At 74.1% G+C, this 25,286-nt stretch carries 23 protein-coding genes and 1 pseudogene; 12 read left to right on the top strand and 12 right to left on the bottom strand.

Features of this window, described 5'->3' with window-relative positions:
- Window positions 1-44: 44 nt before the first annotated feature.
- Window positions 45-755 carry a TetR/AcrR family transcriptional regulator gene (locus IG05_RS0131335; protein ID WP_030347420.1) on the bottom strand — a complete coding sequence of 237 codons (711 nt, stop codon included), beginning with the start codon at window positions 753-755 and terminating at the stop codon, window positions 45-47.
- Between the two features lie 62 nt (window positions 756-817).
- Between IG05_RS0131335 and IG05_RS0131330 the strand changes: the two genes are divergently transcribed.
- Genes IG05_RS0131330 through IG05_RS0131320 form a run of 3 tightly spaced genes read left to right on the top strand, consistent with a single transcriptional unit; the run spans window position 818 to window position 3,794 of the window.
- Entirely contained in the window at window positions 818-1,774 is a 957-nt protein-coding gene (locus IG05_RS0131330) for an ATP-binding cassette domain-containing protein (RefSeq protein ID WP_030347419.1), read from the top strand.
- Window positions 1,771-2,550 (top strand): ABC transporter permease, encoded by a 780-nt coding sequence (locus IG05_RS0131325; RefSeq protein ID WP_030347418.1) that lies wholly within the window; start codon window positions 1,771-1,773, stop codon window positions 2,548-2,550. The genes IG05_RS0131330 and IG05_RS0131325 overlap by 4 nt, the downstream gene beginning before the upstream one ends.
- A 47-nt stretch (window positions 2,551-2,597) precedes the next feature.
- Window positions 2,598-3,794: a CaiB/BaiF CoA transferase family protein gene (locus IG05_RS0131320; protein WP_030347417.1), complete on the top strand. Its 1,197-nt coding sequence runs from the start codon at window positions 2,598-2,600 to the stop codon at window positions 3,792-3,794.
- Between the two features lie 43 nt (window positions 3,795-3,837).
- Here IG05_RS0131320 and IG05_RS0131315 read toward each other — a convergent pair whose 3' ends face one another.
- The 3 genes from IG05_RS0131315 to IG05_RS0131305 form a co-directional block, all read right to left on the bottom strand.
- Entirely contained in the window at window positions 3,838-4,107 is a 270-nt protein-coding gene (locus IG05_RS0131315; RefSeq protein WP_030347416.1) for a hypothetical protein, read from the bottom strand.
- 126 nt (window positions 4,108-4,233) lie between these two features.
- Window positions 4,234-5,082, bottom strand: coding sequence for an anti-sigma factor (locus tag IG05_RS0131310; RefSeq protein WP_030347415.1), 849 nt, complete (start codon window positions 5,080-5,082; stop codon window positions 4,234-4,236).
- Window positions 5,079-5,621 carry a sigma-70 family RNA polymerase sigma factor gene (locus IG05_RS0131305; RefSeq protein ID WP_030347414.1) on the bottom strand — a complete coding sequence of 181 codons (543 nt, stop codon included), beginning with the start codon at window positions 5,619-5,621 and terminating at the stop codon, window positions 5,079-5,081. The genes IG05_RS0131310 and IG05_RS0131305 overlap by 4 nt, the downstream gene beginning before the upstream one ends.
- 209 nt (window positions 5,622-5,830) lie before the next feature.
- Between IG05_RS0131305 and IG05_RS0131300 the strand changes: the two genes are divergently transcribed.
- From IG05_RS0131300 to IG05_RS0131285, 4 genes are all read left to right on the top strand, one after another.
- Window positions 5,831-7,402, top strand: a complete 1,572-nt coding sequence (locus IG05_RS0131300; RefSeq protein ID WP_030347413.1) for a DUF4331 domain-containing protein — start codon at window positions 5,831-5,833, stop codon at window positions 7,400-7,402.
- Window positions 7,403-7,493: 91 nt separating this feature from the next.
- Window positions 7,494-9,032, top strand: coding sequence for a tetratricopeptide repeat protein (locus IG05_RS0131295; protein ID WP_234336091.1), 1,539 nt, complete (start codon window positions 7,494-7,496; stop codon window positions 9,030-9,032).
- The gene (locus IG05_RS0131290) at window positions 9,029-10,672 is read left to right on the top strand and encodes a nickel transporter (protein WP_030347411.1); all 1,644 of its coding nucleotides are present in this window, start codon (window positions 9,029-9,031) and stop codon (window positions 10,670-10,672) included. Before IG05_RS0131295 ends, IG05_RS0131290 begins: the two co-directional genes overlap by 4 nt.
- Window positions 10,673-10,716: 44 nt before the next feature.
- A complete protein-coding gene (locus IG05_RS0131285; RefSeq protein ID WP_078894619.1) occupies window positions 10,717-12,327 on the top strand; it encodes a serine/threonine-protein kinase in 1,611 nt (536 codons plus the stop codon).
- A 55-nt stretch (window positions 12,328-12,382) separates the two neighbouring features.
- On the opposite strand, the gene IG05_RS0131280 is transcribed toward IG05_RS0131285, so the two are convergent.
- On the bottom strand, window positions 12,383-13,189 hold the full coding sequence (locus tag IG05_RS0131280) for an SGNH/GDSL hydrolase family protein (protein ID WP_030347409.1): 807 nt from the start codon (window positions 13,187-13,189) through the stop codon (window positions 12,383-12,385).
- Between the two features lie 251 nt (window positions 13,190-13,440).
- On the opposite strand from IG05_RS0131280, the gene IG05_RS0131275 reads away from it, so the two are divergent.
- Together IG05_RS0131275 and IG05_RS0131270 are read left to right on the top strand one after the other, a co-directional pair.
- Window positions 13,441-14,535 (top strand): DUF5925 domain-containing protein, encoded by a 1,095-nt coding sequence (locus IG05_RS0131275; protein ID WP_030347408.1) that lies wholly within the window; start codon window positions 13,441-13,443, stop codon window positions 14,533-14,535.
- Between the two features lie 16 nt (window positions 14,536-14,551).
- The gene (locus IG05_RS0131270; protein ID WP_030347407.1) at window positions 14,552-15,322 is read left to right on the top strand and encodes a DUF72 domain-containing protein; all 771 of its coding nucleotides are present in this window, start codon (window positions 14,552-14,554) and stop codon (window positions 15,320-15,322) included.
- A gap of 26 nt (window positions 15,323-15,348) precedes the next feature.
- Here the strand turns inward: IG05_RS0131270 and IG05_RS0131265 are convergent, their stop codons facing one another.
- Window positions 15,349-15,717: a GntR family transcriptional regulator gene (locus IG05_RS0131265; protein ID WP_030347406.1), complete on the bottom strand. Its 369-nt coding sequence runs from the start codon at window positions 15,715-15,717 to the stop codon at window positions 15,349-15,351.
- A gap of 71 nt (window positions 15,718-15,788) precedes the next feature.
- Here IG05_RS0131265 and IG05_RS0131260 point away from each other — a divergent pair, with 71 nt between their 5' ends.
- Both IG05_RS0131260 and IG05_RS0131255 read left to right on the top strand, forming a co-directional pair.
- On the top strand, window positions 15,789-16,718 hold the full coding sequence (locus IG05_RS0131260) for a GNAT family N-acetyltransferase (protein WP_030347405.1): 930 nt from the start codon (window positions 15,789-15,791) through the stop codon (window positions 16,716-16,718).
- Window positions 16,699-17,199, top strand: coding sequence for a DUF402 domain-containing protein (locus IG05_RS0131255; protein ID WP_030347404.1), 501 nt, complete (start codon window positions 16,699-16,701; stop codon window positions 17,197-17,199). Before IG05_RS0131260 ends, IG05_RS0131255 begins: the two co-directional genes overlap by 20 nt.
- Window positions 17,200-17,222: 23 nt before the next feature.
- On the opposite strand, the gene IG05_RS0131250 is transcribed toward IG05_RS0131255, so the two are convergent.
- The gene (locus tag IG05_RS0131250; RefSeq protein WP_030347403.1) at window positions 17,223-17,843 is read right to left on the bottom strand and encodes a class I SAM-dependent methyltransferase; all 621 of its coding nucleotides are present in this window, start codon (window positions 17,841-17,843) and stop codon (window positions 17,223-17,225) included.
- 110 nt (window positions 17,844-17,953) lie between these two features.
- Here IG05_RS0131250 and IG05_RS50075 point away from each other — a divergent pair, with 110 nt between their 5' ends.
- Complete coding sequence (locus IG05_RS50075) at window positions 17,954-18,088, top strand: hypothetical protein (protein ID WP_107051456.1); 135 nt, start codon at window positions 17,954-17,956, stop codon at window positions 18,086-18,088.
- A 13-nt stretch (window positions 18,089-18,101) separates the two neighbouring features.
- On the opposite strand, the pseudogene IG05_RS50325 reads toward IG05_RS50075, so the two are convergent.
- The 5 genes and pseudogenes from IG05_RS50325 to IG05_RS0131225 all read right to left on the bottom strand — a co-directional run.
- Window positions 18,102-18,284: pseudogene (locus tag IG05_RS50325) on the bottom strand (GNAT family N-acetyltransferase); the annotation flags it as partial.
- 213 nt (window positions 18,285-18,497) lie between these two features.
- Entirely contained in the window at window positions 18,498-19,364 is an 867-nt protein-coding gene (locus tag IG05_RS0131240) for an esterase/lipase family protein (protein ID WP_030347402.1), read from the bottom strand.
- Between the two features lie 149 nt (window positions 19,365-19,513).
- Window positions 19,514-20,521: a DNA polymerase Y family protein gene (locus tag IG05_RS0131235; protein ID WP_030347401.1), complete on the bottom strand. Its 1,008-nt coding sequence runs from the start codon at window positions 20,519-20,521 to the stop codon at window positions 19,514-19,516.
- On the bottom strand, window positions 20,518-24,039 hold the full coding sequence (locus IG05_RS0131230; RefSeq protein ID WP_030347400.1) for a DNA polymerase III subunit alpha: 3,522 nt from the start codon (window positions 24,037-24,039) through the stop codon (window positions 20,518-20,520). Before IG05_RS0131230 ends, IG05_RS0131235 begins: the two co-directional genes overlap by 4 nt.
- A 240-nt stretch (window positions 24,040-24,279) precedes the next feature.
- Window positions 24,280-25,182: a S1 family peptidase gene (locus IG05_RS0131225; RefSeq protein ID WP_030347399.1), complete on the bottom strand. Its 903-nt coding sequence runs from the start codon at window positions 25,180-25,182 to the stop codon at window positions 24,280-24,282.
- Window positions 25,183-25,286: the final 104 nt, after the last annotated feature.

The following is a 25,286-nucleotide window of genomic DNA, read 5'->3' as shown; positions in this document are numbered from 1 at the left end:
CACTCCTTGTCGGTGAGGGAAAGGCCGCTCTCGCGGGTGCCCGGTCAGCGCGGCGCGAACGCGTCGATGACCCGCCCCACCGCCCGTTCGAAGACCGCCTCCAGATCGATCGGCCCCGGGTCCTCGGCGAACGCCGCCGCCATGCGCGGGTAGGCGCCGGAGGCGATCCGGCGGCCCAGGTAGGCGATGCGGACCGCGTTCTCCTCGTCCTGCGACCACGGCAGGGCACGGGCCCGCTCAGCGGTGTCGAGTTCGTTGCGGACGTACGTCGTCACGACGCCGTTGAGCATCGCGAGCAGCTCCAGCTTGGTGCCGTAGGCCTCGTCCAGCGGGTCCAGGCAGGCCAGGCAGTGCTCCAGGTAGCGCAGGGCGTTCGGGCTGAAGCCGTACACGGGGGACATCAGGCGCGGCAGCCAGGGATGCCGGTGCATCAGCTCACGCGTCTGCCCGGCCACGCGGCGCATGTCGGCCCGCCAGTCCCCGCTCGGCTCCCACGCGGCGTGCTCCGCGCTGACCGCGTCCACCATCAGCTCGTACAGGTCCTCCTTGCGGGGGACGTAGTTGTACAGCGACATGGTGCCGCAGCCCAGTTCGGCCGCGACGTGCCGCATCGACACCGCGTCGAGCCCCTGCGCGTCGGCGATCCGGACCGCGGCGGCGGCGATGTCGTCCCGCGTGTACGCCGGTCGCGGGCCCCGGCCGGTGCGCTCGGGGCGCGCCCAGATCACTTCGGGGACGGCCCCTCGGACTGCCATCGACATCACCTCGACCACCATCCTAGTTACGTACAGCGTACGTAGTGCGGTATGGTCCCGGCATGACTACTACGTACGCTGTACTTAGTGAGGGTCTGGAGAAACGCTTCGGCGCTGTGCCCGCCCTGCGCGGGCTGGATCTGGCCGTCGCCGAGGGCACGGTCTGCGGGCTGCTGGGGCCGAACGGGGCGGGGAAGACGACCGCGGTGCGGCTGCTGACCACGCTGCTGCGCCCGGACGGCGGCTCGGCGCGGATCGCCGGGCACGACCTCGTGCGGGAGGCCGCGGCCGTGCGCCGCCGGATCGGCGTCACCGGGCAGTACGCCTCGGTCGACGGGGACCTCACCGGCCGGGAGAACCTGCGGCTGTTCGCCCGGCTGCACCGGGTGCGCGGGCCGGCCGCCCGGGCCGACGAGCTGCTGGAGCGCTTCGGCCTGACCGAGGCGGCGGACCGGAGGGCGTCGGCGTACTCCGGCGGGATGCGGCGCAGGCTGGACCTGGCCGCGAGCCTGGTCCGCCGTCCCGACGTGCTCTTCCTGGACGAGCCGACCACCGGACTCGACCCGGCCAGCCGCGCCCGCATCTGGCAGGCCGTGCGCGAGCTGACGGCGGACGGCACGACGGTGCTGCTGACCACGCAGTACCTGGAGGAGGCCGACCAGCTCGCCGACGACATCGCCCTGGTGGACCGGGGCCGGGTCGCCCACACCGGCTCGCCCGCCACGCTCAAGGCGCTCGTCGGCTCGCAGGTGGAGGCGGTGGTCGCGGACGCCGGCGCGCTGGCGCGGGCGGCGGCCGTGCTCGACCGGCTCACCGGCCGGGAGCCGGTGTGCGACCGCGAGCGGAACGCGGTCGGCGCGGTCACCACCGACCCGACGCTCACCCTGCCCCGCCTGGTGCGCGAACTGGACGCGGCCGGCGTGCCGTTGCTGGACGCGGGCATCCGGCCGCCCACCCTCGACGACGTCTTCCTGCGGCTCACCGGTGAGTCCGCCGACACAGAGGAGCTTGCCGCATGAGCGCGTTCGCGTACGACGGACTGGCGATGACGGGCCGGCAGCTGCGCCGGGTCCGCAACAACCCGGGACTGGCGGTCCTGACCCAGCTGATGCCGGTCAACATGCTGCTCTTCTTCGGCTACGTCTTCGGCAGCGCGCTGGCGATGCCCGGCCGCGAGTACCGCTCCTTCCTGGTGCCCGGGCTGCTCGCCGCGACGGCCGCCGGCGGGCTGATGACCGGCATGTTCCAGGCCGCCCAGGACACCCACCGGGGCGTCATGGACCGGTTCCGCACGATGCCGGTGAGCCGGTCCGCCGTTCCCCTCGGGCAGGCCGTCGCGGACCTCGTCGTCACGGCCGCCGGGACGGTGCCGCTGCTGCTGACCGCGCTCGCGGTGGGCTGGCGGATCGAGGGGTCGCTCGCCGGGGCCGTCGGGGCGGTGGGGCTGCTGCTGCTCTTCCGGTTCGCCTGCACCTGCGCCGGGATCCTCCTGGGCCTGCTGTCCCGCAGCGAGGACGCCGCCGGACAGCTCGGCGCCTCCTCCTTCGTGCTGCCGCTGCTGTCGAACGCGTACATCCCGACGGACGGCCTGCCGGGCTGGCTGCGCGCGCTCGCCGAGTGGAACCCGATCAGCGCGGTGACCACCGCCCTGCGCGACCTCTTCGGCAACGCGCCCGTCCCGGAGGGCGCCGCCTGGCCGGTGGCCCACCCGGTCGCCGGGTCGCTGCTGTGGAGCCTGGCCCTGATCGCCCTGTTCCTGCCGCTCGCGGTGGGCAGGTACGCACGGGCCGAGTGAACCCGCACTGCTGACAAAGCCGCCGGTCAGGGGAGATCATCCACCCCATGGATCACCTCCCGCTGCCCCTGGAGGGCATCACCGTCGTCGCCGTCGAGCAGGCCGTGTCCGCGCCCTTCGCGACCCGGCAGCTCGCCGATCTGGGCGCCCGCGTCATCAAGGTGGAGCGGGTCGACGGCGGTGACTTCGCACGCGGCTACGACACGGCGGCCCGCGGTCTGGCCTCGCACTTCGTGTGGTGCAACCGGGGCAAGGAGTCCCTCGCGCTGGACCTGAAGGACCCGCGTGGCCTGGAGGCCGTACGGCGGCTGGTGGCGGACGCGGACGTGTTCGTGCAGAACCTGGCGCACGGCGCCGCGGCCCGGCTCGGCCTGGACGCGGCCACCCTGTGCGCCCGGCACCCCCGGCTGATCGCCGTGGACATCTCGGGCTACGGCGGCTCGGGGCCGTACTCGGACAAGCGGGCGTACGACATGCTCGTGCAGTGCGAGGCGGGGCTGGTGTCGGTGACCGGGACGCCGGAGCAGCCGGTGAAGGCGGGCATCCCGGCGGCGGACATCGCGGCGGCCATGTACGCGTTCTCCGGTGTGCTGGCCGCGCTCGTGCGGCGCGGCACGACCGGGCGGGGCGGGCCGGTGGAGGTGTCCATGCTGGAGGCGCTCGCCGAGTGGATGGGCCATCCGCTGCACCACGCGCTGCACGGCGGCGAACCGCCGGCCCGCACCGGCCTGGCGCACGCGGTGATCGCGCCGTACGACGCCTATCCGACCGCGGACGGCGGGCGGGTGCTGCTGTCGGTGCAGAACGACCGCGAGTGGCGGCGGCTGGCCGAGCAGGTCATGGGCCGCCCGGAACTGGGCACGGACCCGGCGTACGCGACGAATGCCGCGCGGGTGGCGCACCGGGAGCGGACGGACGCCCTGGTCGCCGGGGCGCTGGCGGTGCTGACGGCCGACGAGGCGCTGGCCCGGCTGGAGAAGGCGGGCATCGCCTGTGCGCGGCTGCGGGATCTGCACGAGCTGGCGGAGCATCCGCAGCTGGCGGCCCGGGACCGGTGGCGTCAGGTGGGTTCACCGGTGGGGCCGCTGAAGGCGCTGCTGCCTCCCCTCACGCTGCCGGGCGGGGACGAGGCGCGGATGGGCGATGTGCCCGCACTCGGGCAGCACACCGGAGCGCTGCTGCGTGCCGTGGGGATGACGGACGACGAGATCGCAGCACTGCGCCGGGACGGTGTGGTGGCCTGAGCGCGGGCGCCCCTGCTCGGGGGTCAGGGGCCCTGCGGTGCGGTCAGTGACCGCCGAACAGCGAACGGCGCAGTCGGCGCAGGGGCGCGAAGAGCGAGACGCGGCCGATCCGCGTGCCCCGGTCGCTGCGCTGGTGCACGGAGTCACGCGCCGTCAGTTCACGCATCAGCGACGTCGCCTCGACCGTCTCCCGCTGCGGTATGGCCGGACCGGCCAGTACCGACAGATGGCGGTCGAGCCGCGAACTGGTCGCGGTGCTCCCGCAGGTGATCGCAGGGACCCTCGCCCTGCTGCGCACTGTTATCTGTTCCATGTCACTCCCCACCCGTACGAGTCCACCCGGCCCGGGCAGGGTAACCCTATCGCCCCACCGGGGCACGCGTGTATCCCGGCCACAGGATTCACCTTCCCTGTAAGGGGGTTGACCATCCCTCTTTGACTACTCTCCGAATCCGACCGATTTCAGGGTGAGTTGGACAATGGGCTGGCCGGTGGGCTGTGCTGATCCTCCGTCAGGCTCGACGGTTACGGCGAGTGACGTCGAGGAGGTGTCGACTCCCCTGGCGACCAGGGGCGTGTCGCCCGCGAGGAGGCCCAGGGAGCGCGGTTGTGCCCGGGGACGCATGAGCCAGAGCTGGTGTACCCGTCCACCGGACGGGGTGCCGTATCCGCTGAGGGTGACGACGGCCTCCCGCTCGGAGGCGGAAGCGATCACTCCGATACTGCGGCCCCGGGTGTCCTCGCTGCTCGCCGCGCGGGCGTCGGGAGCGGCCAGAACGTGGGCGATCTCACGTGCCCGGGTCCGTTCGGCCGCGAGCCGGTCCTCGGTGCGGTGCGCCTGGACCGCGAAGAGGGAGGCCACGACGAGGGCCGCGGCGGCGGTGACCGTGGCGAACGGGGCGAACAGGGGCCGCCTGCGGGAGGTGCGGGCGCGTCCCGGCGGCGGCTGGGTGCCCCAGACGTGCGGCGGCAGCAGCGGTGCGCGCTCCCGGCCGGGCGCCTGCGCCCGCGCGGCCGCCCGGCCGCGGGCCGGTGCCGGCTCCTGCGGGGTGCTGCGGACGGCGGACAGGACCCGGTCGCGCAGCGCGGCGGGCGCGGGCGCCGCCGTGGACCAGGCGAGCCGGACCGCGTCCTCGGCCAGGTCCCGCACCTCGGCGGCGCAGCGGTCGCAGCCCGCCAGGTGCTTCTCGAAGCGGCGCCGCTCGCCCGGTTCGAGGGCGTCGAGCGCGTAGGGCGCGGCCAGGGAGTGCAGGTCCTCGCGGCGCGGCAGTCTGCCGAGGATGCTCATACGGCGCCTCCCAGGCACTGGCGCAGCCGGGTGAGCCCGTCGCGCATCCGCGTCTTGACCGTGCCCAGCGGCAGCGACAGCCGCTCGGCCACCTCACGGTAGGTGTACCCGTCGTAGTAGGCGAGGGTCACGGACTGGCGTTGCAGGGCCGTGAGCCGGTTCAGGCAGCGGCGCACCCACTCGCGTTCCAGGCCGGCCTCGACCTCCTCGGCGACCTGGTCGAACGCGGGTCCGCCGGCCCGCAGGGCCTCGCGCTGCTCGCGTTCCCCGGCCGCGCGGGCGCTGCGCACCCGGTCGACGGCGCGGCGGTGGGCGAGGGTGAGGATCCAGGACAGGGCGCTGCCCCGGCCGGGGTCGAACCGGGCGGCGGAGCGCCACAGTTCGAGCAGCACCTCCTGGGCGACCTCCTCGGACTGGGCGGGGTCCCGCACCACCCGGCGCACCAGCCCGTACACCGGGCCGGACACCAAGGCGTACAGCTCCTCGAAGGCCCGCTGGTCGCCGCCCGCCACGAGCACCAGCAACTCGTCCGCCTGCATCCGGGCCCCCTCACCGTGGCCGCAGCCGGCTCTTCCTCGCGCACCGCGCATCCGCACCGAGACACACCTCCCCGAGGGGTTACGGATCGGCGGGCCGAAAACGCGGGTCCCGGACCGGGAAAAAGTTTTTCGCCGCCGACCAAACCGATACGCGGGTCTGCTCCGTATACCCGTCCGTCACAAGCAAGTCGGCACTGAGGACGGACGGCATGACACCTCTCTTCTCCAGGGGCGCCCTCTCCGGGAGGGCGTCCTCCGGGCGCGGCACGGGACGCACCGGACTGGTCACGCTCATCTGCGGCGCGCTGGCCGCCGGCGGGCTCGCGGCCGCCGGCGCCGCCGCCCTGGCACCCGGGGCGGCCTTCGCGTCCTCCCACCGCGAGGCCCCGCTGATCTCGGGCACCCCGCAGTACGACAACACCGACCTGTACGCCTTCGTCAGCCCGGACAAGCCCGACACGACGACGATCGTGGCGAACTGGATCCCGTTCGAGGAACCGGCCGGCGGACCGAACTTCTACACGTTCGCCGACGACGCCCAGTACGACCTGCACATCGACAGCAACGGTGACGCGCAGGGCGAGTTGGTGTTCCGCTACACCTTCAAGACCCACACGAAGAACGGCAACACGTTCCTCTACAACACCGGTCCGGTCACCAGCCTGGACGATCCCGACCTCAACCTCACCCAGACGTACGACATCGACCTCATCAAGCTCAGGCACGGGCACGAGATGTCGAAGACCAAGCTGGCCGACGACGTGCCGGTGGCGCCGTCGAACGTCGGCAAGGCGTCCATGCCGGACTACGGCAAGCTGCGCGCGCAGGCGGTGTACAAGACGGCGGGCGGTGCCGCGACCTTCGCCGGCCAGGCGGACGACCCGTTCTTCGCGGACCTGCGCGTCTTCGACCTGCTGTACGGCGGGAACCTCACCGAGGTCGGCCGGGACACCCTCAAGGGCTACAACGTCAACACGATCGCCCTGCAGGTGCCGAACGACCTGATCCGCGAGTCGTCCCACCAGCCGGTCGTCGGCATCTGGTCGACCGCGCAGCGCCGCAACGCGCAGGGTTACTACAGCCAGGTCTCACGGCTGGGCAACCCGCTGGTCAACGAGGTCGTCAACCCGCAGAAGGACAAGGACAGGTTCAACGCCTCGCAGCCCGCGTACGACGCGCAGTTCCTGAAGAACGTCACCAACCCCGAGCTGCCCAAGCTGATCGAGTCCATCTACAAGATCAAGGCACCGGCGGAGCCGCGCAACGACCTGGTCGACGTCTTCCTCAAGGGCGTCAAGGGGCTCAACCAGCCGCCGCACGTGACGCCTTCGGAGGAGCTGCGGCTCAACACCTCGATCAAGCCGAGCATGCACCCGAAGCGACTGGGCGTGCTGGACGGCGACAACGCGGGCTTCCCGAACGGCCGGCGGCTGGGCGACGACGTGATCGACGCGTCGCTGCAGGTCGTCGAGGGCGAACTGGTCGGCTCCAAGAACGACCTGGGTGACGCGGTCGACAAGAACGACAAGAAGTTCGAGAGCTACTTCCCTTACGTCGCCCAGCCCACGGCCGGTTCGCGCGGCCGGCTCGCCAAGGGCACGACGGCGGGGGCGGACGTGCGCAGCCAGCTCGGGGACGCCCTCCAGCCGGCCGGGTCCGCCTCCGGCGGCTCCGGGAACACCACGCTGATCGCCGCCTCGGCGGCCTCCGGCGCGGCCGGGATCCTGCTGCTCGGCACCGCCTTCGCGTGGTGGCGCCGGCGCATGCAGCGCCCGTACTAGATCCCGCACCCACCCCAGACCGGCGCGGCCCGTGATTCCCCCCTCCCCCACGGCGGGCCGCGCCTTCCACACGACCGACGGAGGAGCAGGCATGGGCCCGCGCGGGCAGGACGACGAGCAGGACGCGCAGCAGCAGGTGAGCACGGGCGGCGGGCCCCGGCCGGAGCCGACCGCACCGGCACCCGCGGCCTCCGGCCCCGACGAGCGGGGCGGCACCGGGGGCGGTACCGGGGGCGGCCCGGCCGTCGGGCAGGAGGCCGGGGGCGACGAGCGGGTCGCGGCCGTACGGCGGGCCGGTTCGGTCCGGCGGCTGTGGCGGGGCGGCGCCCAGCTCGTCGTGGCCGCCTCGCTGCTGGCGGTCGCCCTGACCGGCGGTGCGATCGCGCTCGGCGCGGACCGGGGGCAGACGTCCGTGCCGGTCGCGGCCGGCGCCGTGGATCCCGGGGTGCTGAGCGGCGGGAACCTGGACGCGAGCATCACCGCGCTCCAGACGCACCTGCGGGCCCAGCCGAAGGACCACGGCGGCTGGGCCACCCTCGGCCTGGCCTACGTCGAGCAGGCGCGGACCAAGGGCGACCCGTCCCGGTACCCGCAGGCGGAGCAGGCGCTGCGGCGCTCCCTCGCGCTGGCGCCCGGCAACGACCAGGCCCTGGCCGGCCGCGCCGCCCTCGCCGCCGCCCGGCACGACTTCCACGGCGCCCTGTCCTTCGCGGACGCGGCCCTGCGGCACAACCCGTACAGCGAGCGCGCGCTGTCCTCCCGGATCGACGCCCTGGTCGAACTCGGCCGGTACGCCGACGCGGCGAAGGCGGCGCGGACCGCCGACGCGCGCAAGCCGGGCGTACCGGTCTTCACCCGGTACGCCTACGTGCAGGAGCTGCGCGGGGACGTGCGCACGGCGCGCCGCGTCCTGGAGCAGGCGCTGACCGCGGCCGCCTCGCCGGGCGACACCGCGTACGTGGCCACCCAGCTCGGCCAGCTCGCCTGGAACCAGGGCGACCAGCGCACGGCGCTCACCTACTACGCCCGCGCCCTGGCCGCCGACGACGGCTACCTCCCGGCGCTGGAGGGCCGGGCCCGCGCGCGGGCGGCGAGCGGTGACCGGACCGCGGCCGTCAAGGACATGGAGACGGTGGTGGCCCGCGCTCCGCTGCCCGGCCCGCTGGTCGCCCTGGGCGAGCTGTACGAGGCGCGGGGCGCGGCCGGCGACCGGGCGCGGGCCCGCCAGCAGTACGCGCTGGTCGACGCCTGGATCGCGCTGGCCCGTGCCAACGGCGTCAATGCCGACCTGGACACCGCGCTGGCCGCCGCCGACCACGGCGACAAGCGGGCCGCCCTGCGCGCGGCCCGCGCCGAGTGGGCCCGCCGGCACACCGTGCACACCGCCGACGCCCTCGCCTGGGCGCTGCACGTCAACGGCCGTGACGCCGAAGCCCTGCCCTACGCCCGCCGGGCCGCCGCCACCGGCTACCGCAGCGCGGTCTTCCGCTACCACCGCGGCATGATCGAGCTGGCCACCGGCCACCGGGCGGCCGGCCGTGCCTCGCTCACCGCGGCCCTGAAGCTGAACCCCGGCTTCTCCCCGCTGGGCGCCTCGCGGGCCCGCGAGGCGCTGGAGGGAACCCGGTGAAGCCCCGTCTGCTGTACGCGCTGCTCGCCGGGTGCGCCCTGGCGCTCCTCCCGGCCGGCCCCGCCGGCGCGCACCCCCTCGGCAACTTCACCGTCAACCGCTACGACGGCCTGGTCGCCGCTCCCGGACAGCTCCGCGTCGACCATGTGGAGGACCTGGCCGAGATCCCGGCCACCCAGGCCAAGCCCGGCATCGAACGGCTGGGGCTGGACGCGTGGGCCCGGCAGCGCTGCGCGCGGGCCGCCGCCGACAGCGCCCTCACCGTCGACGGGCGTACGGCCACCCTCACGGCCGCCCGTGGCAGCGCGCGCCTGCGCCCGGGCCAGGCCGGTCTCGACACCCTGCGCGTGGAGTGCCGGCTGACCGCCGCGCTGCCCCGCACGGGCACCATGACCCTCGGCTTCCACAGTGCGGGTGCCACCGGCGGACCCGGCTGGCGTGAGATCACGGCGCGCGGCGACCGGATGACGCTCACCGCGACGGACGTGCCGAAGGAGTCGGTCTCGCGGGAACTGACCTCCTATCCCAAGGACTTGCTGTCCTCCCCCGCCGACACCGGCACGGCCTCGGTGCGGGTGCGGCCCGGCGGCCCGGCGCTGGCGGCGGACGCGCAGCGGCAGGCGGCCCCGGGCGCCGGCGTGCTGCCCCGGGGGGCCGACCGCTGGACCCGGGCCCTGGACGACCTCGTGGCCCGGCAGGACCTCACGGCCGGGTTCGCCGCCGTGGCGCTGCTCATCGCGGTCGCCCTGGGTGCGATGCACGCCCTGGCCCCGGGCCACGGCAAGACCCTGATGGCCGCGACGGCGGCGGCGCGCGGGGGCCGGGCCCGGCCGCGGGACGTGCTGCCGCTGGCCGCCTCGGTCACCGTGACCCACACCCTGGGCGTGGTCGCCCTGGGCCTGCTCGTCACGGCCGGCTCCGCCGCCGCACCGGCGGTGATCTCCTGGCTGGGCATCGCCAGCGGCGTCCTGGTGCTGGCGGCGGGTGTCACCCTGGTGCGCCGGGCCTGGCACAACCGCGTACGGCCGGCCGTCGCGGTCCACGGCCATGCCGAACGGCGGGAGTTGGCGGCCGTGGGGGCCGGCCACGGCACCGACCACCACCATCATCACCATGGGGAGGACACCCGTGGCGAGCACCCCCATGGTGAGCACGCCCACACGCACACGGACGACCATGGAGAGCACGCCGGTGGAGAGCACACCCATGGTGAGCACACCCATGGGGGCCACACCCACAGCCACGGGGGTCACACCCACACGCATGGCGGGCACACCCACACGCACTCCGTCGCGCCCACCGTCCGCGGCACGATCCTGCTGGGGTTCGCCGGCGGGCTGGTGCCCAGCCCGTCCGCCGTGGTCGTACTGGTCGGCGCCGCCGCGCTCGGCAAGGCGTGGTTCGGACTGCTGCTCGTCGTGGCGTACGGGGCGGGGCTCGCGCTGACCCTCACCGCCGCCGGGTTCGCCGTCGTACGGCTGGGCGCGGGGGCGGCCCGGGTCATGGAACGGCGTCCGGGCTGGAGCGCGCACCCCCTGGCCGCCCTGGTGCGCCGGACCCTGCCGCTGGTGTCGGCGCTGGTCGTGCTGGCGCTGGGCACGGGACTGGTGCTCAAGGGGGCGGCATCCGCGCTGGGCTGAGCTACTTTTGTGGAGAATTCGCGCGAGATGCCTTGGGGGCGCCCGTGTCCGAGGAGCCGGTCCCGCAACGTGTGATCGCGGGTCGCTACCGCCTGCTGGCCCCGCTGGGCGCGGGCGGCATGGGCACCGTGTGGCGTGCCCGGGACGAGGTGCTGCACCGCGAGGTGGCGGTCAAGGAGGTGCGGGCGCCGGCGGGGCTGCCCGGCCCCGAGGTGGAGCGGCTGTACGCGCGCCTGGAGCGGGAGGCGTGGGCGGCGGCCCGGGTCGCGAACCGCAACGTGGTGACGGTGTACGACGTGGCGGTGGAGGGCGGTCGGCCGTGGATCGTGCTGGAGCTGGTGCGCGGGCTGTCGCTCGCCGACCAGTTGGAGGCGGAGGGTCCGCTGCCGCCGCGGCGGGCCGCGCACATCGGCGCCGAGGTGCTGTCCGCGCTGCGCGCCGCGCACGCCGCCGGGGTGCTGCACCGGGACGTGAAGCCGGCCAACGTGCTGCTCGCGAACGACGGCCGGGTGGTGCTGACCGACTTCGGGATCGCCACGGTGGAGGGCAGCGCGGCGCTGACCATGACGGGCGAGGTGGTCGGTTCGCCCGAGTTCCTGGCGCCGGAGCGGGCGTTGGGGCGGACACCGGGCCCGGAGTCGGACCTGTGGTCGCTGGGCGTGCTGCTGTACGCGGCCGTCGAGGGCGTGTCGCCGTTCCGGCAGGACACCCCGCTCAGCACGCTGCGGGCCGTGGTGGACGAGGAGTTGCCGCCGCCGCGGTGGGCCGGGCCGCTCGCGCCCGTGATCCGCGGGCTGCTGCAGAAGGACCCGGCCGAGCGGCCGGCGGCCGGGCAGGCGGAGCGCGAGCTGCGGCTGATCGCGGCGGGCGGCGCGGCGCGTACGGGGACCGCGGGCGCGGGGTCGTCGTACGCGCCGTCGGTGCCGGCGCGTTCGCCGGAGCCGTCCCGCACCCCGCCGGCGCCGCTGCCCACCGGGTATCCGGGCCCGGGCACCACGGCCGCCGCGCCGGACGGGCGGCCCGAACGCGGCCGCCGGTCCGCCGCCGTGCTGGTCGCGGGTGTCCTCGCGGTCGTCCTGGCGCTGGCCGGACTGACGTACGTACTGCTGCACCGCGACGACGGGAGCAGGCGGGGCAGCGGCGTCCCGGGCGCCGGCCGGGTGAGCCGCGGCGCGCATTCCCCCACGCCGGGCGGCAGCACGGGCACGGACACCAAAGCCGCCTCGCCGACGCGCGGCAGTCCTTCGGCGAGCAGCGCGCCGGCGCAGTCGGTGCACGTGACGGTGACCGGCGCGCACACGGCGTACGCGGGGGCGTGTCCGCCGCCGGCCGCCGAGGCGCCCGCGTTCACGGCCGCGTTCACGGTGGGGCGGCTGCCGGCGCAGGTGGAGTACCGGTGGGTGCCGGCGCACGGATCGGTGCCGGACCCCGGGTGGAGGACGCTGCCGTTCCCGGCGGGCGGCCCGCGCACCCGGCAGCAGCAGGTGACCGTGAGCACCCGTGCGGAGAGCGGGACGGTCGGGAACGAGATCGGTGTGGAGGTGCGCGCCCCGGTGCGGGCGACGTCGGACTCGGTGCCGTTCTCCTTCACGTGTACGACGGAGGCGGAGACCCCGTCGCCCGGGGCCTCCGCCTCTTCGTCCGGCTCGCCCTGAGGGAGTCCACCGGGAACCGGCCCGGAGTATTCAGCCGCAGGCGAGCCCGCACGGGTCAGGCCGCGTTGGTGAACACCGGCAGGTAGCCGCCGGAGTGGCCGGACGCGGTCGGGTGGTACGACTCGCCGATGTCGAGCCAGTTGACGCTGTGCAGCCAGGAACTGCTGGAGCAGATCTCGTGGCCGCTGAACGTGGTGCGGACGTCGCCGAAGACGAAGTTGTGGGCGGTGGCGCGGGCCTTGATGGCGGCGTCGATGTAGTCGGCGGCGTCGTTGATCGCGGACCGCTTGGTCTCCGAGAGTCCGAGGCACGACTGGCCGAGCAGGTAGAAGCGGGGATAGCCGATGACGACGACGCGGGCGGACGGGGCTTTGGCGCTGATCGCGTTGTAGACGGTGTCCAGCTTGCCGGGGAGCGTGTTGGCGACGTACGCCTTCGCGGTGTTGATGCGGGACAGGCACGTGCTGTCGGAGCTGGTCACGCAGGTGGTCATGACGTCGGCGAAGCCGGCGTCGTTGCCGCCCACGGTGAGGGACACCAGCGAGGTGGCGGAGTTCAGCGAGCCCAGCTGGCTCGCGAGCACGTCGTCCGTCGTGGCGCCGGAACAGGCGTTGAAGGCGAACGAGGAGGGGCTGTGGGCGGCGTTCCACAGGTACGGGTACGCCTTGGTGCTGCGGTCGCAGCTGCCGCTGGTGCTGATGTAGCTGCCGGCGCCCACCCCGGAGGAGTAGGAGTCGCCGAGTGCCACGTAGCCACCGGCCGCGGCCGTCGAGGAGGCGTGCGCCGAAGCGGCCCCGGTGAGACCGAGGCCGGCGGCGAGGAGGAGCGAGGTCACGAATCCGGTAAGTCGGGAACGTCTCATGGAACCTCCCTTTAGCAGGATCTCTGCCTCAACTTTGGTAGCAGCTACGCGTGTTGACAGGAAGTGTTCATGCCAAGACTTTTGACATCTCAACAGAATCGGCCCGGAACGTTCACCGCTCATGTATTGCGTGTGCATGTCATATCTGTTGACGCCTCGCCAACTCCCTTGTGACGGACGGCGGCGGAAGAACCGCGCTCCGGCGGTGGAAATGCCATGCGCGGAGCGCATCCGTGCCGGATCATGGCGGCATGTCTGCGAACCCACACGACGCTCTGCCGATCCGGCTCCACGTCGACGACTCCGACTCGCCGTCCGACGTCGTCGACGCGCTGTTCCTCGGCCGCTTCGCGACGGGCGAGCAGCCGTACTCGCACGCGGCGAACATCGACCGGGTGCGCTCGGGCGTGACCCTGCTGCCGGAGGGCGCCCGGGTGCTGCGGGTCGCCCGCGACGACGACCGCAGCGCGACCCTCGCCGAGGGCGACGGCTGGACCCTGCTGGTCTCCCGCTGGAACCGGGGCGCGGACGTCACGGTCACCGCGACCAGCGCCGAACTGGCCCAGCAGATCCTCGACCGGGCCACGGACGGCGCGGCCGACGAGCCGGAACCGCAGCCGGAGAACGTGACGATGGGGTTCTGGTACGTCTCCCCCAGGCGCGGCCCGCACCGCACCACCCGGCAGATCTCCGCCGGCACCTGGGAGGAGGTCCGGCCCAACTACACGGCGCCGGTGGCGGAGGCCATGGACCGTCTGATGAAGACGACCCCGCAGGACATCGCCGGCCGGCTGCTGCTGCTCCACGGGCCGCCGGGCACCGGCAAGACCTCCGCCCTGCGCACCCTGGCCCGGTCCTGGCGGGACTGGTGCCAGGTCGACTGCGTCCTGGACCCGGAGCGGCTCTTCTCCGACGTCGGCTATCTGATGGACATCGCGATCGGCGAGGACGACGGCGCCGGCAAGGGCCGCTGGCGTCTGCTGCTGCTGGAGGACTGCGACGAGCTGATCCGCGGCGAGGCCCGGCACACCGCGGGCCAGGCCCTGTCCCGGCTGCTGAACCTGACCGACGGCCTGCTCGGCCAGGGCCGCAACGTGCTGGTCGGCGTCACCACCAACGAGGACCTGGAGCGGCTGCACCCGGCCGTGGTCCGCCCCGGCCGCTGCCTGGCCCGCATCGAGGTGGGCCCGCTGACCCGCCCCGAGGCGGTGAACTGGCTGGGCACCGAGCAGGGCGTGGGCCGGGACGGCGCGACCCTGGCCGAGCTGTACGCGCTGCGCCGGGGCACCACGCCGACCTCGGTGCCGGGCGCGCGGGAAGGCGCGGACGCGGGCCTGTACCTGTAGGTGCTTTCATGAGGGTATGACGCTGTTCGTCGGCACGTCGGGGTGGCAGTACAAGGACTGGCGGGAGCTCGTCTACCCGGCCGGGGTGCCGACGCGGCTGTGGCTGGAGGAGTACACCCGGCTGTTCGCGACCGTGGAGATCAACAACGCGTTCTACCGGCTGCCGTCGTACGACACCTTCGCCGCCTGGCGCGGGCGCGTCCCGCCGGAGTTCGTGGTCGCGGTCAAGGCCAGCCGGTACCTCACCCACATCAAGCGGCTGAAGGACCCCGAGGAGCCGGTGCACCGCCTGATGACGCACGCGGCGGGCCTCGGCGACCGCCTGGGCCCGGTCCTCCTCCAGCTGCCGCCGACCCTGCGCGCCGACCCGTCGCTGCTGGACGCCTGCCTGGCCTGTTTCCCGCCCGGAACGCGGGTCGCGGTGGAGCCCCGGCACGAGTCCTGGTGGACGGGTGAGGTGCGCGAGGTGCTGTCGTCCCGTGGCGCGGCCCTGTGCTGGGCGGACGTCCTGGCCCGCCCGGTCACCCCGCTGTGGCGCACCGCCGACTGGGGCTACGTCCGCTTCCACCAGGGCCGCGCCCAGCCCTGGCCGCGCTACGGCCGCCGCTCTCTGGACACCTGGGTGGACCGCATCGCGACGACCTGGTCCGCCGGGGAGGACGTCCACGCGTACTTCAACAACGACCCCGGGGGCGCGGCGGTCCAGGACGCGGTCGCCTTCGCCCGCTCGGCCCACCGGGCGGGCCTGCGGGTGACCCGGACACCGGAGCCGGCGAAACGGGGCTGATCCCGCCCCGGTCCGAACGACAGGCCCTAGTCCCGGTAGGCCGCCCGCAGGGCGTCCCGCACCGCGTCCAGGGCCGCCGCCTCGTCCAGCCCCAGCCGCCGCACCCGGTCGGCGTACGCCTGTGCGGCCAGGGAGGCCTCACGCACGGCGGCCGAACCGGCGGCGGCCACGAACGTGCCGTTGCGCCCCCGCGTCTCGATCACCCCGTCGCCCTCCAGCGCCCGGTACGCCTTGGCCACCGTGTTCACCGCGAGCCCCAGGGACTCGGCCAGCCCCCGTACGGTCGGCAGCCGGTACCCCACCGGGAGCACCCCGGACCGTGCCTGCTCGGAAATCTGCGCCCGCACCTGCTCGTACGGGGGCGCGCTGTCATCGATGCGGATCTTCAGGCTCACGGGGCCGATTGTCCCGCACCGGGCGGAAAATAAGAGGCAGCCCGGCCTCGCCACCCGTACGGTGCCTCATCATGACAGTGCTCGTCCGCGCCCTGCGCCCCGACCTCCCCGCCGACACCGAAGGCTTCGCGCGCGTCCGCCGACTCGCTCTCCCGTACATCCTGTTCACCCCGGACTCCGTCCGGCACACGGCGGCCCGCATCCACCCCGACGCCCGTTTCCGGCCGCTCGTCGCGGAGGAGGACGGCGAGATCATCGGCACGGCTCAGGTCCACCTGATCCACGACAGCCGCGAACCGGGCCAGGGCGCCCTGAACATCTACGTCCGCCCGGACCGGACGCACCGCGGGGCCGGCCGGCTGCTGGCCGAGGCCGCCGAGGAGTACCTGGCGGACCTGGGCGCGACCCGGCTGTTCGCCTGGGCGCTGGACGAGCCGGCGAACCGGGCCTTCGCCGAGCGGCGCGGCTACCGGCGGGGCCGTACCGCGCACTTCCTCCGGCTCGACCTGGCGCACGGCACCCTGCCCCCGCTCCCGGAGATCCCGCCGGGTGTGGAACTGCGGACGGCCGCGGCCTTCGCGGACGACCCCCGGCCGCTGTTCGAGCTGGACGCGGAGACGACACGGGACGAACCGAGTGATGTGGACTACGCGTTCACGGACTACGACGCCTGGGTCGCGGAGACCTGGAGCCACCCGCTGCTGGACCGGGAACTGACCACGGCCGCCTGTGTCGACGGCCGGCCGGTCGCCTTCACCGTGGCCTACACGGACGGCGACGGCCGCTACTCCACGGCCATGACCGGCACCGCCCGCGCCCACCGCGGTCGCGGCCTGGCCAGACTCGCCAAGATCCATTCCCTGCACCGGGCCCGCGCGGCCGGTGTCACCGAGGCCTTCACGGGCAACGACACCGGCAACGACCCCATGATCGCGATCAACAAGTGGCTCGGGTACCAGGTCTGCGCGCAGGAGGTGCGTTATGTCCGCGAACTCGGCTGAGCCGGCGGCCCGGTTGGAGGTCGTCCTGGTCAAGGCGGGCCGGACGAAGATCCGTTACCCGGCGGAGCTGCTCCGGGACGACGGCGACCGGATCGCCGTGCGCGCCGCCTGGGCGGGGGCGGGCGTCCGTGACTTCGGGTTCGTGCGCTTCGAGCCGGGTGATGTGTTCACCGAGTACTACTGGCGCAGCCGGTGGTACTCGGTGAAGGAGGTGCGCGCGGCGGACGGCCCGGTCAAGGGCTGGTACTGCGACATCACGCGCCCCGCGGTGCGGTCCGGGCCGGAGCTGGTCGTGGAGGACCTCGACCTGGACCTGTGGCGCTCCGCGGACGGGCGGGACGTACGGCGGCTGGACGAGGACGAGTTCGCCGAGAGCGGGCTCGCCCGGCGGGACCCGCAGGCCGCGGCCGCCGCGGTGGCCGCGCTCGACGCGCTGGAGGCGCTGGCCCGCGCCGGCGGCTTCGCGGAGCTGCTGGCCTGACGGGCCCGGCCGCCCCGGCGCGGTCACACGGTGGCCACCACCGCGTACCGCTCGTCGGCCACGTCCTTGCCCCACAGCGGGGAGTCCTCGGACAGCCGCTCCACGCGTACGTCCCGGGTGAGGGGTGCGAGGTGGGCGGTGAGCCGGGCGGCCGGTATGCCGACCGGGGCGAGGGTCCCCCACACACCCTCGACCAGGACGAACCGGCCGCCGGGGCGCAGCAGGTCCCGCCAGTGCCGCAGCACCCCGGCGGGGTCCGGCAGCGCCCACAGGACATGCCGGACGAGGACCACGTCGAAGGACCGCGGTGCCACGGGCGGGGCGGTGGCGTCCCCGCACAGGATCCGCGCGCTGCGCCCGGCGAGCTTGGTGCGGGCCCGCTCCGCCATCGCGGGGGACCGGTCGACTCCCGTCACCCGGTGCCCCTGTTCGGCGGCGAGGAGTGACAGGCTGCCGGTTCCGCAGCCGAGGTCGAGGACGTCGGCGGCGGGCTCCGGGAGCCAGGCGCGGAGCCGGTCCGACCAGGCCGCGCGGACCTCCGGAGCACGCAGGCCGTGGTCCGGTTCGTCGTCGAAGGCGGCGGCCTGCGCATCCCAGTCCACTTCCGGGGCAACCGCAACCGTGTACCTGCTCTTGCTCGTCATTCCCGAAGAGTGACAGACGCCACTGACAACCCGGCACCGATGAGGAAGTCTCGCCGAAAGGGTCTGCCCCCGTGACACCGCGGAACCCGGTGGGCTCGAAGGAGGCAGCCATGCGCCGTGTGACCGTGCACAAGCCCCTGAAGAGGACGGACACCCGCCGGATCCGCGAAGAGGCGGAAGAGCGCCCGGTGGGACGCCCCGAGGTGCGCAAGGACATCGCCCGCACCTGGTGGCCCGACGGCTGACGCCCGGGACGCCTCAGCGCAGTCGCTTGCGGTAGTGGATCCGGTCGTACGGGCCGCCCAGGGCACGCGCGTGTGCGTCGGCGAAGCGCAGCAGCCGCCGTCCGACGCCCGTGCCGTGCGCATCGGGACGGACGGCGATGCCGTCCGGGAAGAGGTGGCCGGCGAATCCTCGGTGCGGGCCGGCCGGAGCGGTTCCGTGGCGGTGCTGTCCGTGCCGGTCGTCGTGGAACGCTATCCACGGTGCCGTCCGCCTGAGCGGAGTCTGAGGGCACCCTTAAGCGGAGCATAAGGATCTTCTCCGACCGCCCCCGGCAGCGGACTTCCCGGCTTCTCCGGGCTAGCTTCGGATCGCCCCCACGGGTTCCGGGGCCCGTCCGGCGGCTCAGGCCGGACAGGCCCCGGCGGAGGCTCAGCTGAAGGCCGAGGCGCAGGTGGTGGCGGTGGCGTGGGCCGGGTCGAGGGCGTTGGCCACCTCGTGGAAGGCGATCCGGTCGAACAGGGCGATCGCGAGGTGCTCGGAGAGGTCGAGCGGGCACAGGTCCTGGAGCAGGACGTTGCGTACGTCGGAGCCGCCCAGGTACTGGGTGCGCCAGGGGGTGGCGACCTCGTCGTACTTGGTGGAGATGACGGTGTAGCGCACTCCGGGGACGGTGTCGCCGCCGGTGTTCAGCTTGGTGAGGAAGGCGGAGCCGGTGATCTGGTCGGCGAGGCCGGGGGTGGTGGCCTTGAGCAGGTCCTCGGCACCGGGGAAGTAGGGCAGCAGGTGGGTGAGGCTGTCCAGGTCGGTGCCGTGGTTGTCGGGGGCGAGGCCGACGAGGGCGCCGATCCTGGCCGCTCCGCCGAGGAACCTGAGGTAGTAGCGGGGCATCATGCCGCCCTGGGAGTGTCCGACCAGGTCGGCCTTCGCGGCTCCGGTCGCGGCGAGCACCTTGTCGACGAAGGCCGACAGCTGCTCGGCCGACTTGTCGATGGGGCCCAGGCCGTGGAAGAGGGGGACACCGGGGAGCTGGCCGTAGTCGAGGGAGTAGACGCAGTATCCGCGGCTCGTCAGGTAGGGCGCGAGGCCGAGCCAGTTGTCGACCGAGTTGCCGAGGGTGCCGTGGACGAGGACGACGGGGCGGGGGTGGGCGGCGGAGGGCTTGCAGGAGTAGTCGTTCCAGCCGGAGGTGGGGGCGGCGGAGTCGGAGGCGCTGGCCGCGGCGGCCGGTACGACGGCGACGGCGGCGGTGAGGAGGAGTGCGGCGACGGGTCTGAGCACTCGCTTCCAGGGCAGCATCGTGTGATCTCCTTGCGGCTCAAGGGAGGTGGGGGCCTAACCCTGTGATCCGGATCACGAGGATGCTGTTCACTTGTCAAGTTACGGGCGGGTAGCCGGACTGAGAAGTTACGCGTCAGTAAAAACTTCCAGTGTTAACCAGTGGGGCGTCACGCCGCTCTGAGCCCGTCGGCCGACGGGGAGCCGCCGCCCCGGCCCAGCGCGCCCGGCATCACCGCGCGCGGCCCGAACTTCGCCCGGGCGCGGTCCGCGACCTCCTCCAGGCGGCGGGCCTTCTCGTCCACGGGGTCGAAGGTGAGCTGGTAGGAGGCCTGGTCGGCGGGGGCCAGGCCCTCGGCGCGCAGGGCGATCGCGCGGACCCGGGCGCGCTGCAGGCCGAGTGCCTCGTACATGCCGTAGGCCGCGCGGGTCAGGGCCGCCGAGTGCGCGGTCGGCTCCTTCAGGGTGCGGCTTCGGGTGGTGGCGGACCGGTCGGCGTAGCGCACGGTGAGGGTGAGGGTGCGGCAGACCTTCTCCACCGCGCGCAGCCGGGCGCCGGTCTCCTCGGCGGCCGACAGCAGCGCCCCGCGGTGCCGGCCGGGGTCCAGCTCGTCGATGCCGAAGGACCGTTCCGTCGTCAGCGAGCGCGCGACGGCGTTCGGGACGACCCGGCCGCGGTCGATGCCGCTCGCCTTCTCGCGCAGTTCCCGGCCCGCCTTCGCGCCGATCAGCCGCTGGAGCGTGGACAGCGGCGCGGCGGCGACCAGGCCCAGGGTGTCCAGGCCGTACTCGCCCAGGGTGCGGGCGGTCGCCGGGCCGATGCCGGGCAGCGCGGCGACGGGCTTGCCGGCGAGGAAGGCGGCGACGGCGTCCTCGGGCACCGCGCAGGTCACCCCGGGCCGGGCGTCGCGCAGCGCCACGCGGGCCAGCATCGGCCCCGGGCCGGCGCCGATCGCGCAGTCGACGCCGTACCGCGCGAGGGCGCGCACCCGGATCACCGAGGCCAGCTCCACGGCGCTGCGCCCGAAGTACCGCTCGGCGCCCCGGAGATCGGCCAGCGCCCCGTCCGGCGGCAGCGCCTCGACCACCGGGGTGAACTCCTCCAGCAGCCCGAGCAGCCCCGGCAGGGCCGGCTCGTACATCGGCGGCAGCTGGAAACGTACGCAGAGGATGGTCATCCCGCACTCCCCGGACTCTGGTGCCACAACTTCCGTATCGCCGCGGGCCCCTGCCCGGCGTCCTGGCCGGCGGGCCGCAGGTCGGCCCAGGGGTGCATCTCGTACCCCGTGGGCATGCGGATCGTCCGGTCGGCCATCGGGTCCCGGGCCGCGGAGCCGGCCGGCGCGGGCAGCCCCTCGGAACCGGCGAGCCGGGCCCGCAGCGGACCGCCGGCGTCCCCGGCCGGGGAGCCGTCCGCGCCGGACGGTCCGGCCAGCCGGGCCGCGACCCCGTCGAGCCCCTCTTCCTGCCGCACCTCCACCAGTTCGGCGAGGTTCCAGGCGGCGGAGCCGACCACGCTCAGGCTGCGCCGGCCGCGCCGCTGCACCACTCCGCGCACCAGCAGGAGCCAGGAGTGGAAGACGGTGTGGGCGCAGGCGTCGTGCGAGTCGTCGAAGAACGCGAGGTCGACCAGGCCGGTGCCGTCGTCCAGGGTGGAGAAGACGACCCGCTTGCCGGAGCGGATCGGCGGGGTCTGGGTGGCCGCCTTGGCGCCCGCGACCAGCACGGTCTCCCCGTGCCGGGCCTCGCGCAGCCGGCGCGCGGAGACCACGCCCAGCTCGTCGAGGAAGGTGCGGTGGTCGTCCATCAGATTGCGCGAGGCGTCCATGGACAGCACCCCCAGCTCGGCGCTGAGCCGCTCCGCGGAGGACAGGTCGGGCAGCCCGGCCGGGGCGGTCTTCCGGCCGCCCGCCAGCGGGAGCTGGCCGCCGCCGGCGCCCCGGGCGCCGCGGTGCAGCTCGGTCAGGTGCAGTTGCAGGTCGCGCCGGTTGGCGCCGAAGGCGTCCAGCGCGCCCACCTGGGCGAGCCGTCCGGCCAGCGGCCTGCTGGGCCGGGCCCGTTCCCAGAAGTCCAGCAGGGAGGCGTAGGGCTGCCCGTCCGCGATCCGCTCCGCCTCGGCCGCGCTGATGCCGTGGACGTCGGAGAGGGCGAGCCGCAGCCCCCACGCCTCCGGTGATTCAGACACCAGTTCGATCCTGTGTGCGACTCCGGAGAGGTTCACGTCCAGCGGCAGGATCGGCACCCCGCGCCGCCGGGCGTCCGCCAGCAGCAGCCGCTTGGGGTACATCCCGGGGTCGTGCGTGAGCAGCCCGGCGTAGAAGGCGGCCGGGTGGTGCGCCTTCAGCCACGCCGACTGGTAGGTGGGTACGGCGAAGGCGACGGCGTGCGCCTTGCAGAAGCCGTACGACCCGAAGGCCTCCACGATCTCCCAGGTCCGCCGGATCGTCTCCGCGTCGTATCCCCTGGCCGCCGCCTGCTGGGCGAACCACACCCTGATCCGTTCCTGCGTCCGAGGCTCGGACAGCCCGCGCCGCACCCGGTCGGCCTCGCCGCGGCCGCAGCCGGTCATGAGGGCGACGATGTCGATGACCTGCTCGTGGAAGACGACGACCCCGTACGTCCCCTTCAGCGGCTCCTCCAGGTCCGGGTGCGGATAGCGCACCGGCGCCCGCCCGTGCCGCGCCTCGATGAACGGGCGCACCATGTCGGCGGCGACGGGACCGGGCCGGAACAGCGAGATGTCGACCACCAGGTCGTGGAAGGTGCTCGGCTGCAGCCGCCCCACCAGGTCCCGCTGCCCCGGCGACTCGATCTGGAAGCAGCCCAGCGTCTCGGTGGACCGGATCAGCCGGTACGTCTCCGGGTCGCCCGGCGGCACCCCGTCCAGGTCGATCCGCTCCCCGGTCACCCGCTCCACCTCGGCGACCGCGTGCGCCATCGCCGACTGCATCCGCACGCCCAGCACATCCAGCTTGAGCAGGCCCAGGTCCTCCACGTCCTCCTTGTCGAACTGCGCCATGGGCAGCCCCTCGCCGCTGGTCGGCACCACCGGCGTACGGGCGAGGAGCGAGGCGTCGGACAGCAGCACCCCGCACGGGTGCATGGCGACCCCGCGCGGCAGGGCGTCGAGCGCCTCCACCAGCTCCCACAGCCTGTCGTACTTCGCGCCCTCCCGCCGGTGCTCCCCCGCCAGCTGCTTCAGCTCGGGCAGCTCGGCGAGCGCGGCACGGGCGTCGCGCGCCCGGATGTGCGGGAAGGACTTGGCGATCCGGTCGATCTCGGCCGGGTCCATGGACAGCGCGGCGCCCACGTCCCGGATCGCGTGCCGCACCCGGTAGGTCTCCGGCATGGACACGGTCGCCACCCGCTCCGCGCCGAACCGGCCGATGATCGCCCGGTAGACCTCCAGCCGCCGCGCGGACTCCACGTCGATGTCGATGTCGGGCAGCACGACACGCTCCTTGGAGAGGAAGCGCTCCATCAGCAGCCCGTGCTCGACCGGATCGGCGTGCGCGATCCCCAGCAGGTGGTTGACCAGCGACCCGGCCCCGGACCCCCGGGCGGCCACCCGGATGCCCATCCCGCGCACGTCGTCGACGACCTGGGCGACCGTCAGGAAGTAGGAGGCGAAACCGTGGTGGGCGATGATGTCCAGCTCGTGGTGCATCCGCTCCCAGTAGGCGCGCCGCCCGTCGTACCCGAGCCGCAGCATGCCCGCCGCCGCCCGCGAGGCGAGCGCCCGCTGGGCGGTGCGCCGGCCGGCGCCGACGAGGTGCGCCTCGGGGAAGTGCACGCTCCCCATCCCCAGGTCGCCCTCGGGATCGACCCGGCACTCGGCGGCCGTGGCCCGGGTCTGTTCCAGCAGCCGCAGGGCGGTGTCCCGCCGGTACCCGGCGGCCTCCACGACCCGCTCGGCCACGTGCAGCATGGCCTGCCCGTCCTTCAGCCAGGCCTCGCCGGAGTCCAGCTCCCCCCGGGGGTCGACCGGCACCAGGCGCCGCGCGGCATCCAGCACGTCGGCGACCGGTCCCTGCCCGGGATCGGCGTACCGGACGGCGTTGCTGAGCACCGGCCGCACCCTCTGTTCGGCGGCGAACCCGACGGTACGGGCCGCCAGCCGCAGGGAACCGGTCCCCGTACCCGTGCGCCCGTGCCAGACGGCCTCCAGCCGCAGCGCGTCGCCGTAGACCTCGCGCCACGGCACGAGCAGCTCCGCCGCCCGGTCGGGCCGCCCGGCGGCGAGCGCCCGGCCCACGTCCGACCCCGGTCCGAGCAGTACCACCAGGCCGTCGCCCCGGTTGCCGGCCCACGGGAGCAGCGGGGGCCCTTCCCCCGCGTGCGCCGCCGTGACCAGCCGGCACAGGCCGGCCCAGCCCCGGGCGCCGTCCCGGGCGAGGAAGGTCACCCGGGGGGCCGACTCGTCCACGAAGGCACCGCCGCGCACCGGCGTACGCCGCCGCTCACGCCGTACGGCCTCCCGCGCCTCCACCGCCAGGTCCACCCCGAACAGCGGACGCACGCCGGCCCCGGCGCACGCCTTGGCGAAGCGCACGGTGCCGGCGAGGGTGTCGCGGTCGGTCAGGGCGAGGGCGTCCATCCCCCGCTCCGAGGCGCGCTCGGCCAGCCGCTCCGGATGGGACGCCCCGTACCTCAGGGAGAACCCGGAGACGGTGTGCAGATGCGCGAAGCCCGGCACACACACCTCCCGCACTCGTGAGCCTCGAACGACTCTCGAACATCAGTTCCAACTTCCCCACCTCCACCATACCCCCATTCTCGAACGTGTGTACGACAGCCCGGGTGTGGCCTCTCACCTGCGCAAACAGGTCTCCGGGGCGGCACCCGGCGGGGCGTCCGCGCACGGCGAGGCCCCCGCACGCCCGAGGCGTGCGGGGGCCGGCTGCCGGCACAGGAGCTGTGCTGCGCCAGCGGGTGATCAGTAGACGTGCACCCCGTAGGCGCTCAGCGCCTCGGTCACCGGCTGGAAGAACGTCGTACCGCCGGAGGTGCAGTCACCGCTGCCGCCCGAGGTCAGACCGTAGGCCGTGGTGCCGCCGTACAGCGGGCCGCCGGAGTCGCCGGGCTCGGCGCAGACGGTGGTCTGGATCAGGCCGGAGACGACGTCGCCGCCGCCGTAGTTGACCGTGGCGTTCAGCGCGGTGACCCGGCCGCTGTGCGTACCGGTCGTGGACCCGCGCCGGTAGACGGTCGTGCCCACGGAGGGCGTGGCCGCGCTGGTGATGTCCTGGCTGCCCACGGCACCCGACTTGGTCACCGAGCTGTTGGTGTAGCGCACGATGCCGTAGTCGTTGCCCGGGAAGCTGGAGCCGGCCGTGGTGCCGAGCGTGGTGCTGTGGGAGGAGTTCGACCACCAGGTGCCCGCGCCGTCGGTGCAGTGCCCGGCGGTCAGGAAGTAGTAGTTGCCGCTGGAGTCCTGGACGTTGAAGCCCAGCGAGCAGCGCCAGCTGCTCGCGTAGATGGCGTCGCCGCCGGAGATGAGCTTGTTGAACCTGCCCGGTGTGCGCTTGACGACCAGGGCGTCGGCGGTGGCACCGGCCTGCTTCCTGATCTTGGCGATCTCGGCCTGGGAGACCGTGCTGTCGACGGTGACGACGACGCGGTGGGTCTTGCCGTCCACCGCCCAGGCGGTACCGGGGATGTCGGCCTTGAGGACGGAGTCGCTCGCCCGGGTGAGCTGAGCGGCGCTGAAGGTGTGGGCGTCGCTGGCGTTCGCGGTGGGGGCGGCGAACGCGGCTGCGGCCAGGAGGCCCGTGGCCACGGCGGTGAGCCGGGTCCGTCTCGCCATGGTGCCGCGGGGAGTGGTGCGCTTGTTCCTCACTTGTCGTTCCCTCCAAGGGAAGTCGGGGGGCCCGCGTGGGGTCGGGGCCCGTGAGGCGCAGCCAGGGACCGGCCGGATCCGAATACGCATGCCCCTGACAAGCG

The organism is Streptomyces sp. NRRL S-1022 (assembly GCF_000720135.1).
In the GTDB taxonomy this organism is placed as follows: domain Bacteria; phylum Actinomycetota; class Actinomycetes; order Streptomycetales; family Streptomycetaceae; genus Streptomyces.
This window is presented reverse-complemented; position numbering and strand designations above follow the sequence as displayed.

Bases quoted from the DNA above. Each gene is read 5' to 3' on its own strand.
- IG05_RS0131335 (WP_030347420.1), bottom strand. From the start codon at position 755: ATGGCAGTCCGAGGGGCCGTCCCCGAAGTGATCTGGGCGCGCCCCGAG.
- IG05_RS0131330 (WP_030347419.1), top strand. From the start codon at position 818: ATGACTACTACGTACGCTGTACTTAGTGAGGGTCTGGAGAAACGCTTC.
- IG05_RS0131325 (WP_030347418.1), top strand. From the start codon at position 1,771: ATGAGCGCGTTCGCGTACGACGGACTGGCGATGACGGGCCGGCAGCTG.
- IG05_RS0131320 (WP_030347417.1), top strand. From the start codon at position 2,598: ATGGATCACCTCCCGCTGCCCCTGGAGGGCATCACCGTCGTCGCCGTC.
- IG05_RS0131315 (WP_030347416.1), bottom strand. From the start codon at position 4,107: ATGGAACAGATAACAGTGCGCAGCAGGGCGAGGGTCCCTGCGATCACC.
- IG05_RS0131310 (WP_030347415.1), bottom strand. From the start codon at position 5,082: ATGAGCATCCTCGGCAGACTGCCGCGCCGCGAGGACCTGCACTCCCTG.
- IG05_RS0131305 (WP_030347414.1), bottom strand. From the start codon at position 5,621: ATGCAGGCGGACGAGTTGCTGGTGCTCGTGGCGGGCGGCGACCAGCGG.
- IG05_RS0131300 (WP_030347413.1), top strand. From the start codon at position 5,831: ATGACACCTCTCTTCTCCAGGGGCGCCCTCTCCGGGAGGGCGTCCTCC.
- IG05_RS0131295 (WP_234336091.1), top strand. From the start codon at position 7,494: ATGGGCCCGCGCGGGCAGGACGACGAGCAGGACGCGCAGCAGCAGGTG.
- IG05_RS0131280 (WP_030347409.1), bottom strand. From the start codon at position 13,189: ATGAGACGTTCCCGACTTACCGGATTCGTGACCTCGCTCCTCCTCGCC.
- IG05_RS0131275 (WP_030347408.1), top strand. From the start codon at position 13,441: ATGTCTGCGAACCCACACGACGCTCTGCCGATCCGGCTCCACGTCGAC.
- IG05_RS0131270 (WP_030347407.1), top strand. From the start codon at position 14,552: ATGACGCTGTTCGTCGGCACGTCGGGGTGGCAGTACAAGGACTGGCGG.
- IG05_RS0131260 (WP_030347405.1), top strand. From the start codon at position 15,789: ATGACAGTGCTCGTCCGCGCCCTGCGCCCCGACCTCCCCGCCGACACC.
- IG05_RS0131255 (WP_030347404.1), top strand. From the start codon at position 16,699: ATGTCCGCGAACTCGGCTGAGCCGGCGGCCCGGTTGGAGGTCGTCCTG.
- IG05_RS0131250 (WP_030347403.1), bottom strand. From the start codon at position 17,843: ATGACGAGCAAGAGCAGGTACACGGTTGCGGTTGCCCCGGAAGTGGAC.
- IG05_RS50075 (WP_107051456.1), top strand. From the start codon at position 17,954: ATGCGCCGTGTGACCGTGCACAAGCCCCTGAAGAGGACGGACACCCGC.
- IG05_RS0131240 (WP_030347402.1), bottom strand. From the start codon at position 19,364: ATGCTGCCCTGGAAGCGAGTGCTCAGACCCGTCGCCGCACTCCTCCTC.
- IG05_RS0131235 (WP_030347401.1), bottom strand. From the start codon at position 20,521: ATGACCATCCTCTGCGTACGTTTCCAGCTGCCGCCGATGTACGAGCCG.